15 protein-coding genes and 1 other RNA gene are annotated in these 16,313 nt (G+C 37.4%); 8 read left to right on the forward strand and 8 right to left on the reverse strand.

What is annotated here, in order from left to right; genetic code table 11:
- Position 1 precedes the first annotated feature (1 nt).
- The 5 genes from ABIB30_RS00230 to ABIB30_RS00250 are packed head-to-tail and all read right to left on the reverse strand — an operon-like array spanning position 2 to position 4,119.
- Positions 2-1,348, reverse strand: a complete 1,347-nt coding sequence (locus ABIB30_RS00230) for a hypothetical protein (RefSeq protein ID WP_354298734.1) — start codon at positions 1,346-1,348, stop codon at positions 2-4.
- A gap of 21 nt (positions 1,349-1,369) precedes the next feature.
- Positions 1,370-2,035 carry an SMI1/KNR4 family protein gene (locus tag ABIB30_RS00235; protein WP_354298735.1) on the reverse strand — a complete coding sequence of 222 codons (666 nt, stop codon included), beginning with the start codon at positions 2,033-2,035 and terminating at the stop codon, positions 1,370-1,372.
- A gap of 27 nt (positions 2,036-2,062) precedes the next feature.
- Complete coding sequence (locus ABIB30_RS00240; protein WP_354299446.1) at positions 2,063-2,719, reverse strand: CatA-like O-acetyltransferase; 657 nt, start codon at positions 2,717-2,719, stop codon at positions 2,063-2,065.
- A gap of 15 nt (positions 2,720-2,734) precedes the next feature.
- Positions 2,735-3,598 (reverse strand): WGR domain-containing protein, encoded by an 864-nt coding sequence (locus ABIB30_RS00245; RefSeq protein WP_354298736.1) that lies wholly within the window; start codon positions 3,596-3,598, stop codon positions 2,735-2,737.
- 44 nt (positions 3,599-3,642) lie between these two features.
- Positions 3,643-4,119 (reverse strand): DUF7832 domain-containing protein, encoded by a 477-nt coding sequence (locus ABIB30_RS00250; protein ID WP_354298737.1) that lies wholly within the window; start codon positions 4,117-4,119, stop codon positions 3,643-3,645.
- Positions 4,120-4,297: 178 nt separating this feature from the next.
- Between ABIB30_RS00250 and ABIB30_RS00255 the strand changes: the two genes are divergently transcribed.
- Positions 4,298-5,125, forward strand: coding sequence for a hypothetical protein (locus ABIB30_RS00255; protein WP_354298738.1), 828 nt, complete (start codon positions 4,298-4,300; stop codon positions 5,123-5,125).
- Positions 5,126-5,134: 9 nt separating this feature from the next.
- Positions 5,135-5,995: a hypothetical protein gene (locus tag ABIB30_RS00260; RefSeq protein WP_354298739.1), complete on the forward strand. Its 861-nt coding sequence runs from the start codon at positions 5,135-5,137 to the stop codon at positions 5,993-5,995.
- Positions 5,996-6,039: 44 nt separating this feature from the next.
- Here the strand turns inward: ABIB30_RS00260 and ABIB30_RS00265 are convergent, their stop codons facing one another.
- Positions 6,040-6,420, reverse strand: coding sequence for a hypothetical protein (locus ABIB30_RS00265; RefSeq protein ID WP_354298740.1), 381 nt, complete (start codon positions 6,418-6,420; stop codon positions 6,040-6,042).
- A 458-nt stretch (positions 6,421-6,878) separates the two neighbouring features.
- Here ABIB30_RS00265 and ABIB30_RS00270 point away from each other — a divergent pair, with 458 nt between their 5' ends.
- Positions 6,879-7,112, forward strand: a complete 234-nt coding sequence (locus tag ABIB30_RS00270) for a hypothetical protein (protein ID WP_354298741.1) — start codon at positions 6,879-6,881, stop codon at positions 7,110-7,112.
- A gap of 60 nt (positions 7,113-7,172) precedes the next feature.
- On the forward strand, positions 7,173-7,670 hold the full coding sequence (locus ABIB30_RS00275; RefSeq protein ID WP_354298742.1) for a D-glycero-alpha-D-manno-heptose-1,7-bisphosphate 7-phosphatase: 498 nt from the start codon (positions 7,173-7,175) through the stop codon (positions 7,668-7,670).
- Positions 7,671-7,759: 89 nt separating this feature from the next.
- Here ABIB30_RS00275 and fsa read toward each other — a convergent pair whose 3' ends face one another.
- Together fsa and ffs are read right to left on the reverse strand one after the other, a co-directional pair.
- Positions 7,760-8,425 carry a fructose-6-phosphate aldolase gene (gene fsa, locus ABIB30_RS00280; protein ID WP_068398341.1) on the reverse strand — a complete coding sequence of 222 codons (666 nt, stop codon included), beginning with the start codon at positions 8,423-8,425 and terminating at the stop codon, positions 7,760-7,762.
- 103 nt (positions 8,426-8,528) lie between these two features.
- Positions 8,529-8,628, reverse strand: an RNA gene (gene ffs / locus ABIB30_RS00285) — signal recognition particle sRNA small type.
- A gap of 438 nt (positions 8,629-9,066) precedes the next feature.
- On the opposite strand from ffs, the gene gltB reads away from it, so the two are divergent.
- From gltB to ABIB30_RS00305, 4 genes are all read left to right on the forward strand, one after another.
- Entirely contained in the window at positions 9,067-13,578 is a 4,512-nt protein-coding gene (gene gltB, locus ABIB30_RS00290) for a glutamate synthase large subunit (protein WP_354298743.1), read from the forward strand.
- Positions 13,579-13,580: 2 nt separating this feature from the next.
- Positions 13,581-15,047 carry a glutamate synthase subunit beta gene (locus ABIB30_RS00295; protein ID WP_354298744.1) on the forward strand — a complete coding sequence of 489 codons (1,467 nt, stop codon included), beginning with the start codon at positions 13,581-13,583 and terminating at the stop codon, positions 15,045-15,047.
- A 201-nt stretch (positions 15,048-15,248) separates the two neighbouring features.
- Entirely contained in the window at positions 15,249-15,773 is a 525-nt protein-coding gene (locus ABIB30_RS00300; RefSeq protein ID WP_354298745.1) for a hypothetical protein, read from the forward strand.
- A gap of 1 nt (position 15,774) precedes the next feature.
- Positions 15,775-16,290: a hypothetical protein gene (locus ABIB30_RS00305; RefSeq protein WP_354298746.1), complete on the forward strand. Its 516-nt coding sequence runs from the start codon at positions 15,775-15,777 to the stop codon at positions 16,288-16,290.
- Positions 16,291-16,313: the final 23 nt, after the last annotated feature.

Here is a 16,313-nt window from a genome sequence, read left to right on the forward strand (position 1 = left end):
TTTAGGAAAGCCGGTCAATTTTCTTCTGAAATTTAGCCAGGTAATTATTCCAGACTGATTCATGGTGTTTGTTGTCATATAGTTTTTTGGCATAATAATATACTTCCTGGCGGAAATGAAAGCCCCAGATTTGTTCTATGTATTCAATTCCGGAGTCTAATGCTTTTAAAAGTACTGTAATTTTGGAAACGTTTGCTATTTCACAATATTTGTCCAGCCATAATCCACGTCCCAGTTTCACGTAGTCTACTAGTAATTCTTCTGTGATAAACTGCTCAGGTACGTTATCCATTTCCGAGTCATTATAATGGATGATCTCTTTAATTAGTGATTTGTCCAGATAGGTTGTTGGGATGAAGGATATGTTTGTTTCATGTTCGGCCGCCAGATGGCAAAGCTCTCTGGTAATCAGATGTTCTGGAATATATTGAAGATTAGTACCTTTCTTTTGTATTTCCTGCTTACAAAGACTTCGCGTTAGGAAGGTATCCGGAAAATAAGAGAAGCAAAAGGCCCCATATTTTTCGCATACTTTGTAAAAAAAATGTTCTGTTTTGATAGCATGCGGAATACGTTTTAAGTTGCCCCAGTATTTAACCGCTTTTGATAACCAGTAGCCTTCATCTTTAGTTAATAATTGAGTGGATTTTTTGAAGACGTACTCGCCTTCATTCAGATCAAATATCAATTCTTCAAAAGTAAGAGTAGGGTTATCTAAGAGCTTCGTTAAATTGGGAGAACATAACCAGTCTTCACCGGTTTCTTCATCTTCATAACAGGCATTTTCTGAAGGATATTCTCCGGTTTTATCATTGTAATAGAATAAATCGGCTTTGTAATTATTCAGATAGGTATAGTGATCATTAATAATCAGTACGGGAGAAGTAACAGTTGCATCACATTTGAAATATCCGTGGTTGTAATGACTGATAAAAACTTCTTCGGTTGCTATATTTCCTTTGATATAAATAGTAGATCCACCAGCAACAAAACTTTGACAGGTCACCTGACCGGATACATATAAAAATGCGCCATAATCCCCTTCTTCATTAAGGATAGATCCTTTTACAGCTAGGTTTCCAAAAATGATTATCCCTTCTATAAGTTCATCAGATTTCTGAGTTTGTAAACCAGGAAACTGTTTAATCCAGTTTTGATCATTACTCTTCCAGCCCAGATCAATATCCAGTCTTAAATGTTCTGGAAAATCAACATCACCATCACTGACAACGAAAACAGCTTCTTCGTCAAATTCTTCTCCTTGATAGGGAAAAATGTTTTCCCAGGATTTAGCGAAGTGATCAATAGTCAGGAGTTCTTTGAATGTTGTAAAATAGAAGTTATTCATTTTCTAAAAGCACTTATAGTTTTATATCGTCGATTCTTTAATTGTATTGTCCAGCCATAGTTCATACCAATTCAAAAAGGAGATTTTCCCTGTATTTTCAAGTTCTACAGCTGGATATATACCGCCATCATTGACACGATCATCTGTCCATATATTACCTTTTTCTTTACCATTTACAATCAAACTGATTGTAATTCCACACCCGTAATCTGAAATATTTAATCTGCCATAATCATGCTGAGGCAAATCAATAAGTGCTGACTTTTCTGCCAGTAGTTGTTCTTCCAATTCTTCATTCCCGTCTTCATAAGCTTGCTCGATTTTTTCATCCAGTGCGGAAAGCTCTTTTTCAACGTTCCAGCTATCGACATAAGGAAATGGTTGTGAAAGCTCAAAATAACTATGCCGAGCTTTCTCTGAATTATCAAAATACATGATCCGGCTGTCTATTAAAGTATTTAGACCGTGAAATGGACCTGCTCCACCATCTCCAAGTGTGGTTAAGAAAGCAATGTATTCTTTCGGTAAGCTTACCTGACACTCAGCCTCAAACTGATTGATCTGACTAAGTGTGAGCGGTGGATTTAATATATACTTATGGTTTTTGGCACCAAACTGTTTAAATTCGGAATCAAGTTCCTTTAACTGACTCAGTTTATCTTTAATTCTTTCTATTCGTTCGTCCATTTAATCTGCTTTAACCCCTCAACTTCCTTATATCCAATATTTAACATTATTTGCTATATCCTGTATATCATTGACCAGCTTACAGGTATGATATCCGTCGGCGATTGCATGATTTACAAAAATTGAAAGGGGAATCAGTGTTTTTCCGTTTTCAGTGAAATATTTGCCAAACCGGATAATTGGGAATAAGAGCAAAGATTCTGCATAGGTATCTTGATTGAAACCTGTAAAACTTAACCAGGGAAGAGCAGAGACCGGACAAAAGTTAGCCGGGCGGCCTTGTTTTGCTTTAATACCCTTAACGTCTTTATAAGTCTCTATATCACTTTGTACAGTTTGATAGAAATCTGAGAATTTATCGTGGTATTCACTCCATACATCAGAAAATGTTTTATCATCTTCATGGAAAATAGTATAAGAGGGCAATATATGACTCCAGGTACCTAAAGTTCCATATTCATCAAAACTCATCCGAAATTCCTCATTTTGATTCACAGCTTTCGTTATAACATACAGGAATGAAGGATAAAATTTAAGTCCTTTCGCCTTAATTTCTTCAACTAAATGAGAGATATCAATATTGGAATTGATATTGTATTTACATTTTATTGTTTGATAGTAATAGTCAAAGTAAGGCTTTCTGACCCAGGTTTCCAGATCTACAGGATTAAAAACGGCTTGCATATTATTCAAACGTATCTATGATGGTTTTCTGATAGCGACTATTTCTTCAACTAGTTTAGGATAGCGTTTATGATATCCAGCACCGCTTTCGGTATCTCTATTCATATCTTCGGGATCGTCATAGTGAACTACATCAGGGTACAATTCAGAGACAGCATCACGGATTTCAGATTCATCCTCATTATCGTGGTTGATGCCATAGGCTTCATCAGCTACATATAGTAATCCTTCAGCCCAGTCATTGCCAATACAAAAGTCAAAATCAGGTGATAAAAATGTATTGAGATCTTTTTTTAATCCTTCGAAAAATTCTTTCCCTTTTAAAAGTAACCAGCATCTGAAGTAAATAAATCCGTCGCCAGAAAAAGAATCTTCAAAGGTAATTACGCCATTTTTGTTTTCAAAATCATTATCCAGAATCACATAGAGCTCAGCAATTTCTGCGGTATAGAGTTCATGAAGTTTTTCTTGCATACATTTCTCAAATAAGATAAGCCGCTGTTTTCCGCTTTTGGAGAGTAGTTCTGCCAGATTCTCTATATGTTCATCCGGATCATATTCTTGCCAGTTCGCGTTTCTATATTTATTTGATTTCCGAATAGATTCCCAAAAAAACAGCTCTGCTACTTCATCTTCTGAAAGCTCTTCCTTAACCGGAATATCAGCATTGTCATTCAGCTCCACATAACCTGATTTGGTTTTCTGAGCAATAAGTTTAGCTGTTTCTGCCTCACATTCTGCCTCTGAGCTAAATTCTTTGATCAGTTCCCGACCTTTCGTCCCTACTTTACCATAAGTTATTGTTTGAGTGTTATTTTCTGTAGTTATATTCCAAAATTTATTAGAGTTGTTGTCCTGGTTTATAAATCTTCTGGTCATAGCTTGTCAAATTGGTTCTGTTATATACATTAGTCTAAAAAAGACTATTTCTTCTTTTTAAATTCTTTCCATTGTTCGAATCGTTCATCAATCCTCGTTTTGAGCAAATCGTAATTGCTCCAGGAGTTTTCAATTTTATATAAAGTATCCTGATCAAGCAGGTTATTCACGACTCTGATATTGAGCAGCCTTGCATAATCACCTAAATAATCCTTGTAGGCTTTGGCAAATTTTGTTCCGTCTTCATAGTATGCTTTAGCGAATTCATTACCCGCTTTATTCAGGTTATTGCTGGTTAATTTACCATCACAATTACGCATTAGATATTCACTTCCCGTGAGTGTCCTGCTTTTTACATTTTGTATATCATCCTCAAAGTCTTCAACTTGCTCTTCTGATAATAAGTTATTTTCGATGAACCAGGTCAGGAATATTCCAATATGCGTTGCGCCACTTATTTGCGGCAGTCCATTAGGAAAATCACCACCATAATGCCAGGAAGCATCGTCGTATTTCTTCATAAATCCAATTACATTGCTTTATATGATATTGCTAATATATCAAATATAATATATTTCGATAAAGAGAATTGTAATATTGGTTGGAAAAATGCGAACATTTTTCTGATTGATTAAACTTACTTATTTAATTCAAAACTAAACAAGCTTCTGCAATAAAATAATTGTTATTTTGCGCGAAATGAGAAAGTGTGTAATGATAGCTTTATTGCTATATGTAAGCTGTGGAGTTAGTGCGCAGGTAAAAAAGCAGGCTGTTTATCTTGGATTTGAATTAATGAATGCTGAGTTTAGCAGCTATTTCCCTTTGCAATTATTCAACCTTAAAGGAGTGAAAAATATGAAGATCAACAGTAATGAAAATGAACTGTTTAAGGATCTTCGGATTGAATTTAATAAACAAGGTCAATTGATCAAAGCTGCGGGAAAAAGAGACTCTTTGATCGTGAGTTATAAAGACAATGCACCTGTTAAGTTTGCTACTAAAAATCAAGTGCTCGAATTTCGTTATTCAGGAGATACGGTCATCGTAATTGATCACCAAACAATGGCTTTATATACTTTGAGTGGTTCTGTTTTGCTGAATACAAAAACGTACAGACTCAAAGAAGGTAGCTATACAAAAATAGATTCAGTCTTAAGCAGTGCGCGGATAGTTGAACTTAAAGGTGATAGTGGGCAGCTGATTGCTGATCCGCCGTCTGACAAAATACGCTATATGACGAGTTCGAGAAATCAGATTATGCCCTTTAACAGAACTTATCAAATGAAAGATCAGGAGCAGACGTATCTTATCCAGGATGCTTATTACAATGATCCGCAGGGAAATTTGATTTTAGATAAGACATTGAGCGGGGAGGACAGACTTCATTTTCTCTTTACGATGAAAAATGGAAGACCTGTAAGTATCATTACAACAAGACAATTCTTATCAGAAGCTGGACAGCAGGTGCGCAAATCTGTGCTTAGCCCGGATGTGCCGGTTATTACCTATGAATATTTCAATTAGTACGATTGCATGAAAAAATATACAATAATAGTATTGATGCTATTGATAAGCGGTGGAGCTATCGCGCAGGAAAGTAAATTGAAAAATGCAGCAAAAGCAGCTATGTACCTTGCTTTTGAACAGACCACTAAAGATCGTTATGTTTTTCCTATCCAGTTTTTTAAGCTCCATAAGGTAAAAAAGATTGTAGCCAGTAATGCTGCTGATCCTGACAGTGACTACATTTTGGAATTTGATAAAAGTGGCCGTTGGATTACTCTGAGTACCAAAGGTGATAATGTATTGTTAAAGTACAAAAATAATAGGCCACATGAATTTACGAACAAAGACGGGAAAATGGCGTATTTTCAATATACGGCAGATACAGCAATTGTAAAGATAGGAACAAGCGCATGGCATTATGCTCTTGTTGGTAGTATGTTTTTAGAGACCAAGCGATTTGTACAGCATAAGGCAGATTCTTCAGGAGAATCAGGAATAAGTACGAATCAGGTCAGCATTACAAAAACAGTTTATAGCGCTGAGGTGGTTTCTGAACCTATTAATTTGATAGCACAAGACTATCTTCCCAGGGTGATTACAACTTATAGTAACACAAATTGGATTTTACCATTATCGATTGATCGTGATGATCTTGTTTATAAAGGAAGAACTGATATCGGTAACGTGAGCAAAGAGAGGTATTACAAGGATAAAGCAGGAGATTTTATTGTAGATATAACTGAATCCGGTTATACCACACACCATATTTTTAAGATGAAGGATGGTAAGCCATTGAGTCTTGCAACGAGTTACATGGGCAGGCAGTTGAATGGAACTCCGGAAGCAAAACCAGAAATCACTACTTATAAGTATACTTATTTTCAATAAAAGTTATCAATAAGGTCTGATCCTTATTGATAACTTAAAAAAGATTACATCCATTTTGAGGCAAAGCGATAAAACTCATGTCTCAGTTCATTGAAAAGCCTTTCTTCTGTCAGATAGTCTTCATGTAAATTGTGATTGTCTGAAATCGTAATTTTCTCTACTGAACCATCAAATTCGCTGATCTGATCTTTGATGTTATTATTATTCTCGTGAATACTGCTCTTCAGCTCATCAATTGCGTTTTTATGGATGATAAATTCATTCTGAAAATGCTCAACCTGCTCTGCTACCTCTTTATTGGTATTGTCAGCAAGGATCTCTTCCAGTCTTTCTTGCAGGATTCCAAGTTCCTGTGCGTAAAACTCCAGGCCCCTTAAGGAGTCGCTATGTAAATTTGTGATATGTTTAATACTCAGCTGTTTCATAGTACTAATATATCTATAATTACAGTGGGGGTTTGTTAACTCAAAATAATCTTTCGTAAGCTGATTTATAGCTGACACTCAGGCATTAATGTAATAAAGCTAAAATAAGGAGAAGGGTGTAAACGAAAAATCCGGCGATGTACTGCCGGACTTTTACTATTTGGGTGTGTTGTTGCATTCTATGTGGTGTGTTGTTGTATGACAGGCTTATATTGCTGTGTTATTTTGTAATACACTTATGACTTTAAAATAGTGAGTTGGTTTAATTTGTTATTAAAATAAATTATTGAAAGATTAAATCATTTGTTCCTTGAAAAAGACAATATGTCGGGAAAAAGGGTATTTCAATGAACAGCAGTTGTTTAAACCTAATTGTGTTTATATTATTTAACTACAGGATGAACAAAAGTAACATAAATTTAATTTGTTTTCTCATTAAAGGTTAATTACATTTGAGTATGGATATATTTAACAGAGAAAAATACGACCTTGTATTTAGTAGCGGTTTAGAAGCCAACAATGCCGTAAAAGACGGTGAGTCCCGTACAGTGATAAATAAGTACATCGCATTTTGTGAAAAATTAATAACGGATAACCCCGATACAAAAGTGGATGACCTCTGTGAATCTGCCGTTACTGGATTTCGCTATTTGAAGAAATATGGAGAAATTCCTGCAGTAAATACACTATAATTCACAAATCATCATTGGTTTTTCATTTATATTTTGATCTTTGGCAGCAAATCAAAAATAATGAATAAAGCAATTTTTTTAGACCGTGATGGGGTCCTTAATCATGAGCGGAATGATTACATCTGCCGGGTAGAAGATTTTGAAGTACTGGAATATCAGATTCCTCCTTTAAAAAGATTATTTGACGAAGGTTATCTTTTAGTAATCATTACCAACCAGGGAGGGATTGCGCTGCAGCGTTATACGGAAGATACAATTGCTGAAATGCACGAAATACTTTTCAATAAGTTTGAAGAGTTGGGTGCTGAGATCATTCATGCTTATTATTGCCCGCATCATCCAACTGTAAATGGTGAGTGTGAATGCCGCAAGCCTAAGTCTGGAATGTTACTTGAAGCCATTGCAGAATATAATATTGATCCTGCATTGTCAGTAATGATTGGTGATAAACCAAGAGATGTGGAAGCTGCAAACGGGGCAGGGGTAAAGGGTATCCTGATTGCACCTGATGAGCAGATTGATTATAACAAAGTAAAGGCTGTTCTGGAGGGGGATTAGGGGTCTATCACTATCACTATAGAAAGCAAAAAGGCCGTTCCATTTATGGAACGGCCTTTTTGCTTTCTAACCTTATATATTAAGCGAACTTATGCCTTAGCTTCAGCTGCTTTTTTGTGATCAGCAAGGAATGTAGCTAATCCGCTATCAGTTAATGGGTGTTTTAATAAACCTAAAATAGCTGATAATGGGCCAGTCATTACGTCTGCACCTAATTTAGCACAGTTAATAATGTGTAATGGTCCACGGATAGAAGCAGCAAGAATTTCAGTTGCATAACCGTAGTTATCAAAAATTAAACGAATATCTTCGATTAATTGTAAACCATCAGTACCTATATCATCTAAACGGCCAAGGAAAGGAGATACGTAAGTAGCACCTGCTTTAGCAGCTAATAAAGCTTGTCCTGAAGAAAAAATCAATGTACAGTTTGTTCTGATTCCTTTTGAAGAGAAATATTTGATGGCTTTAACACCGTCTTTAATCATCGGAACTTTAACTACGATTTTTGGATCAAGTTTAGCTAAAGCTTCGCCTTCTTTAATAATATTTTCAAAATCTGTAGAGATAACTTCAGCACTCACGTCTCCGTCAACGATCGCACAAATTGCTTTGTAATGATCGATAACATTCTGATCGCCTGAAATACCTTCTTTAGCCATAAGGCTCGGATTGGTCGTTACACCATCTAATACACCAAGATCTTGTGCTTCTTTGATTTGCTCAAGATTAGCTGTGTCAATGAAAAATTTCATGATTTATATGATTTAAGGAAAAATAAACTATGGATAAATTTAGCGTATGCTTTGGACGGAAGATTGTGCAATGAAAGCATAGTCAATCTGCTAAAAAATAAAAAATGGGCAAGCAACCTTTATCGCACCGCTACAACCTTCTACCCTTGCTTCGTTCCCGCCCTGGGGGAGTTCAAAGGGAGCTGATCGTAAAGGACTTGCCCACTGCAAATGTAGCAAAAGAGTTCAGTCTACAAAAACGAAATCAAGAAATAATTGATGTTTTTTATTGAAAAATTGATAATGGATTGAATTTTAAGGGATTGTATTTGAATAAAAATTTCATTTATATCTATATTTAGTGAAATAACCTTAAAAATTGGGCTGAGAACCTAAATTTCCGCTCTTTTTTCTGCTGACAAACGGAATAAAAAGGAAGTTTTCAGATAAAAACTTCTGATTACGGCTCAGATTTAGAGCGCTAATGCAAAATAATTCTAAATAACACGTTTGTGAACTTGGTAATAATTATATCTTTTTATTGCTAAGTTCGTAAACTAACCAGCTTCAAATTATGCTGTTATTTATTTTTCGCAAAAAAAATGTCAAAATGGCAATTATTCCGCTAAATTATTATCTTAGTGTTTCGAATACATTAAGATATGGAACAAATAGAAGAAAATCAGGGCTTATACAATTCAAGCTTTGAGCATGATGCTTGCGGTATTGGTTTTGTTGCCCACGTAAAGGGAAGGAAGTCACAACAAATAATTTCAGATGCTATTACAATCTTAGAGAATCTCGACCATCGGGGGGCATGTGGTGCTGAAATTAATACTGGTGATGGTGCCGGGATTATGATACAGGTTCCACATGAGTTTTTATATGACGAGTGCCTTAAAATTGGGTTTAGCTTAAATCAATCTGGTGACTATGGCGTTGGGATGTTATTTCTCCCAAAGGATGTGAGAGCGCGCGAGGAATGCCGGGAAGTAATTTACCGTGCTGCCGAAAAATTAAACCTGGAAGTATTAGGGTTTAGAAAAGTAAATACCAATACAGAAGGTATTGGAGATATGGCTTTATCTGTAGAGCCTGAAATGGAGCAAGTATTTGTAGCGAGACCTGACCAGATCGCTGCGGGTGCTGACTTTGAACGTAAACTATATGTATTCAAAAATTACCTGACTAAAACTATTCTGAATACAGTTAAAGGAATTAAAGCTGATTTTTACATCGCTTCTTTTTCTTCTCGTACTATAGTTTACAAGGGTCAGCTGACTTCCATGCAGGTGCGCACTTATTTTACAGAGCTAAGCGATAAAAGAGTAGTTTCTGCATTTGGATTAGTGCATTCAAGATTTGCAACGAATACTTTTCCTTCGTGGAGATTGGCACAACCTTTCCGTTACATTGCCCACAATGGTGAAATCAATACTTTACAAGGCAATTTAAACTGGTTCCGTGCCAGTGTAAAATCTTTCGCCTCTAGTTATTTTACAGCCGAAGAATTAAACATTCTGTTACCGGTAATTGATGAGACACAATCTGATTCTGGCTGCCTGGATAATATTATCGAATTATTACTGCATGCGGGCCGTTCTCTGCCACATGTATTAATGATGCTGATACCTGAGGCCTGGGATGGTAATGAGGATATGGATGAGCTTAAACAGGCTTTCTATAAATTCCATGCGACTTTAATGGAGCCTTGGGATGGGCCTGCAGCCATTGCATTTACAGATGGTAATTTAATTGGTGCAACTTTAGATAGAAATGGATTAAGGCCGTCAAGATATGCGATCACTAAAGATGACCGCGTAATTATGGCTTCTGAGTCGGGGGTATTAGCTTTAGATCAAAGCCAGATCATTGAAAAAGGAAGATTGACGCCAGGAAAAATGTTCGTGGTAGATATGGAGCAGGGCAGAATTATCAGTGATGATGAAATCAAGACTGAAGTTTGCAGCCGCCGTCCTTATGCGGATTGGTTAAATCAATACCAGATCCGCCTGGAAGAGTTATCTGATCCGAGAGTTGTGTTTACAGGTTTATCTCAAGAGTCTATATTTAAATATCACCAGGTATTTGGTTATAGCAGAGAAGATATAGATCTGATCTTAAAACCAATGGCTATTGAGGCAAAAGAACCGATAGGATCGATGGGAACTGATATTCCTTTAGCTGTCTTATCACAGAAACCTCAGCACTTGTCTTCTTACTTTAAACAGTTGTTTGCACAGGTAACGAATCCGCCGATTGACCCGATCAGGGAAAAGGTGGTGATGAGTCTTGCCGGGTTTATGGGCAATAACGGTAATTTATTAGAGGAACATGCCATGCAATGTCATTGTGTGGGTATTAAACATCCGATATTAACGAATCTGGAGTTAGAGAAGGTAAGAAGTATTGATACAGGGGTATTCCAGTCTAAAACTTTACAAACTTATTTCAGAGCTGACGGCAAACCAGGTTCTCTGGCTAAAGGCTTAGAGCGTTTATGCCGTTATGCGGTTGACGCGGTTGAAGATGGTTTCCAGGTAATTGTTTTATCTGATCGTGCATTGGATTCAGAACACGCTGCTATTCCTTCACTGATGGCTGTATCTGCAGTGCATCACCATTTGATCCGTAAGGGACATCGTGGAGCAGTAGGTATTGTGGTTGAGGCTGGGGATGTATGGGAAGTTCATCATTTTGCTTGTTTAATTGGCTTTGGTGCCACTGCTGTCAATCCTTATCTGGCTTTAGAAACTATTTCAGGTTTTGACAAGGAAAGTGATCTTAAACCAGAAAAACTAATTCAGAACTATATATATGCTGTAAATAGTGGTTTGTTGAAGATCTTCTCTAAAATGGGAATTTCAACATTACAATCTTATCATGGTGCACAGATATTTGAGATATTGGGTATTCATAAAAGCGTAGTTGACAGTTATTTCAGCGGCGCTGTATCTAGAATTGGTGGATTAGGATTGGATGATATTGCCAGAGAGGCTTTAATTAAACATAGCCGTGTATTTGGTAAATCTACACGTCCTGATATGTTACTGCCTACTGGTGGAAATTATAAATGGAGAAGAAAAGGTGAACAGCATTTGTTTAATCCGCAGACGATCCATTTATTACAGAATGCGACCCGAAAAAATGATTACAATGTTTATAAGCAATATAGTAAACTGGTTAATGAGCAAACTAAGCAGGCTTATACAATTCGTGGTTTATTCGAATTCAATTATAACCGTGCGCCTGTTTCATTGACTGAGGTTGAACCTGTTGAAGCTATATTAAAACGTTTTGCTACCGGAGCGATGTCTTTTGGATCTATTTCTCATGAAGCACACTCCACTTTAGCGATTGCAATGAACCGCATTGGCGGAAAAAGTAATACTGGTGAAGGTGGCGAAGATGAATTAAGATATGAAATCTTGCCAAATGGTGATTCTATGCGTTCTGCGATCAAACAGATTGCTTCGGCAAGGTTTGGGGTAACCAGTAATTACCTGACCAATGCAGACGAGTTACAGATTAAAATGGCCCAGGGTGCGAAACCTGGTGAAGGTGGACAATTACCTGGGCATAAGGTGGATGACTGGATTGCAAAAGTCCGTCATGCAACACCGGGTGTAGGTTTGATTTCTCCGCCTCCGCACCATGATATTTATTCTATTGAAGATTTAGCGCAATTGATTTTTGATCTTAAGAATGCCAACAGAGCGGCAAGGATCAATGTGAAATTGGTTTCTAAGGCTGGTGTCGGTACCATTGCGGCTGGTGTGGCGAAAGCACATGCTGATGTGATTTTGGTTTCGGGTTTTGATGGTGGTACAGGGGCTTCGCCGCTTACCTCTATACAACATGCTGGTTTGCCTTGGGAATTGGGTTTGGCTGAAGCGCATCAGACTTTAGTTAAAAACCGTTTGCGCAGCAGGGTTGTTTTACAAACTGATGGTCAGTTAAAAACGGGTAAAGATATTGCGATAGCGGCTTTATTAGGTGCTGAAGAATGGGGAGTGGCTACAGCTGCTTTAGTAACTTCAGGTTGTATCATGATGAGAAAGTGTCATTTGAATACTTGCCCGGTTGGGGTTGCAACACAAGACCCTGATTTGAGAAAACTGTTTACTGGTGATCCTGATCATGTAGTTAATCTTTTCCACTTCCTGGCTGAAGAACTTCGTGAAACCATGGCTGAATTAGGTTTCAGAACTGTGGAGGAAATGGTTGGACAAGCAGATGCTTTAAGTCTGCGTGCAATTGATGATGCAGACTGGAAATTAAAGAATCTTGATCTTTCTGCAATTTTATATAAAGCACCTGACAACGGTTTGAGTTTATTCAATACTGAATCACAAGATCATGGAATCAGCAATGTCCTGGATCATGAACTGATTGCAGCTTCTCAACCTGCTTTATTGAATAAAGAACCTGTTTTCAAAGAGTTTGAGGTTAAAAATACGGATCGTGCGTTAGGTACGATGTTATCAAACGAAGTATCTAAAATTTATAAAGGAGTAGGATTACCTCCGGATACGATCAATTTTAAATTCCATGGTTCTGCAGGTCAGAGTTTTGGGGCTTTTGCAGCGAGAGGGATATCACTTGAATTAGAAGGAGAAGGAAATGATTATGTAGGTAAGGGGCTATCGGGAGCACGTTTATCGATCTATCCGTTCCGCGAAGTAACCTATGTGCCAGAACAGAATATCATTATTGGTAATGTGGCTTTATATGGTGCTACTTCGGGCGAATTGTTTGTAAGAGGTCTGGCTGGTGAACGTTTCGCGGTCAGAAACTCTGGGGCTACAGCTGTAGTGGAAGGTTTAGGAGACCATGGTTGCGAGTATATGACTGGTGGTGAGGTGCTTGTTCTGGGAAATACGGGTAGCAATTTTGCTGCTGGTATGAGTGGAGGGGTGGCCTGGATTTATGATGTGAATGGTGATTTCCCTAACAAGTGCAATAAGGAAATGGTAGATCTTGATCCTTTGAATGAGGAAGATGAATTGCGAATCAACAGTTTATTAAAAAAACATATCCAGTTGACAAAAAGCAAATTAGCTGAATTCATATTAAGTGACTGGACAACACAGTCTGCACATTTTGTTAAAGTATTCCCTAAAGAATACAAAGCGGTTTTATTAAAAAGAAGTAATAAAGTTAAGACATCATAATTATGGGAAAAGTAACCGGATTTTTAGAGTATGAGAGAACTGCTCCTGTAAAGCAAGATGCAAAAGAGCGTTTAAAACATTATAATGAATTTGTTGTCGCGTTTGAGCAGGATCAGGTCAAACAAGAGGCTGCACGTTGTATGGATTGCGGAGTACCATTTTGCCAGTCGGGTTGTCCGCTGGGAAATGTAATTCCTGAGTTTAACGAAGCAGTATATAAAGCGGAGTGGGAGATAGCGGCCAATATTTTATTGAGCACCAATAACTTCCCTGAGTTTACAGGAAGGATTTGTCCTGCGCCTTGTGAATCTGCTTGTGTATTGGGAATCAACAAATCTCCTGTTTCTATTGAGGATATAGAAAAGCATATTATTGAAATTGCATTCAACAAGGGATATATTAAAGCAGAACCACCATTGATCCGCAGCGGTAAAAAAGTAGCGGTAATTGGTTCTGGACCTGCTGGATTAGCGGCGGCTGCACAATTAAATAAAGCTGGGCATGAAGTGGTCGTTTATGAACGCGACGATACTCCAGGTGGCTTATTAAATTACGGTATTCCTGACTTTAAATTGCAGAAAGATGTAGTAACCAGAAGGATCAGCTTGATGGAGAAGGAAGGAATTGAGTTCAAGTGTAATGCTAATGTTGGTGTCAATATTGAACTGAATACTTTGTTGAGAGAGTATCAGTCGATTGTTTTGGCTGGTGGTTCTACGATTCCACGTGATTTAAATGTGACTGGAAGAGCCGCTAAAGGAGTACATTATGCAATGGATTTCTTAAAACAGCAGAATAAAAGAGTTCGTAACTTTAATATTGATCAGGAACCAATTCTGGCTACTGGAAAAGACGTGATCGTGATTGGTGGTGGTGATACAGGATCTGATTGTATTGGAACTTCAAATCGCCAGGGAGCAAAGTCCGTAACTCAGTTTGAGATCATGCCTATGCCAGCGCAAAGCCGTACTGAGAATATGCCATGGCCTTCTTATCCAATGTTATTGAAAGTAACCAGCTCTCATGAAGAAGGTTGCAGCAGAGCCTGGGGCGTAAATACAAAGGCTTTTATTGCGGATGAAAATGGCGCATTGAAGGCTTTGCAGGTTGTAGATGTGGAATGGGAAATTGATGCTGTTGGACGCCCTGTGAATTTCAAAGAAATTGAAGGTACTGTGCGTGAGCTGCCTTGTCAGCTGGTTTTGCTGGCGATGGGATTCTTATATCCACAAAAGGAAGGTCTTCTGGAGAAATTAGGGGTGGAGCTGGATAACAGGGGGAATGTTAAGGCTGAAGAAGGTAAATATCAAACTAACATCGCCAAGATTTTTACAGCCGGAGATATGAGAAGAGGGCAATCTTTAGTGGTTTGGGCGATATCAGAGGGCAGAGAAGCGGCAAGAAAAGTCGATGAATACCTGATGGGGTCGAGCAGATTACCTACTAAAGACGGTATTCCTTACGCTTAAGAATTTAACCTGAGCATTTAAAATCAACCTAAACCAAGAAATAAACCAAGGACAAAACAATAATAACTATTACTAACCAAAAAGAAGAGCCGTTCCATATTCATGGGCGGCTTTTTAATTATAATTAACTTAATAGGTCAATAATTAATAATTATTTCTATATTAGTGAGGTGTTTTTGTGTTTATTCTCTATTTAATCATATGACAAGAAATAATGCGCTGATTTTATTGTTTATGTTTTTAACAATAACTGTCTTCATATCCTGTAAAAAAAGTATAGATCATAAAAATGATTTCGACAGGAGCCACGACTCGTGGATGAGCTTCAAAAAATCGTCTTATAATTCTTATAATTATAAAGTCAGTTCAGAATCATGGACTGGTACTAGTGCTGAAACTTTGATTACTGTAAAAGATGGTAAAGTAACTAATCGCTCTTATGTATACAAAATCCCCGGAGAAAAACAAGGATCTCAGCCTGTTGTAAAGGAAGAATGGCAGGAAGATCAGGGCAAACTGAATACACATTCTGCTGGTGCGCCTACTTTAACTTTGGATGACGTTTATCAGAAAGCAAAAACTGAATGGTTATTAAAAAGAAAAGATGCTGAAACTTATTTTGAAGCGAAAAATAATGGAATGATTTCTACCTGCGGATATGTGAATAACGGCTGTCAGGACGACTGCTTTAACGGAATCAAGATCATCTCCATCCTAAAACTATAAAATGAAAAAAAATTATGTACTCTTTCTATTGTTGCTGACCACAACAATGTCTTTATTGAGTTCCTGTATGAAAACGGAGCAGGAGCCAACTATTATTGTAGACCCGCCACCTATACAACTTGTTGCTTTTACTGCAATGGGAAAAGATGGGAAGCCACTGTTACAATCCAAAACGGATGTGATTTCTCTTACTTACATCAATAAGGTCAGTGGTAAAGAAGTAAATGTGAGTAGTAATGTTTACCAGGTTCCTGAGGAATCCATAACTGAGCCATTAAAAAAATACAATGGAATTTTCATTGGAAGTGATCTCAGACAACACGCAATTTCTGGTCAAAATCCAGGAAACGAATTCGGGTTTGCTGTGAATGGAAAGAAAATAGGTACTATATTTTACGAGTGTGACCTGTCACAAGGTGCCAACTTAAAAACTAAATCCTTTAAATTTAATGGTGAAGCTGTTGTCGCAGATGAGTTTAAAGAATTTCCATCTATATACGTGATCAAATTAAAATAGATCATCAGTTAAATTCAATCAGA

It is taken from the genome of Pedobacter sp. UYP1 (assembly GCF_040547305.1).
Classification (GTDB): domain Bacteria; phylum Bacteroidota; class Bacteroidia; order Sphingobacteriales; family Sphingobacteriaceae; genus Pedobacter.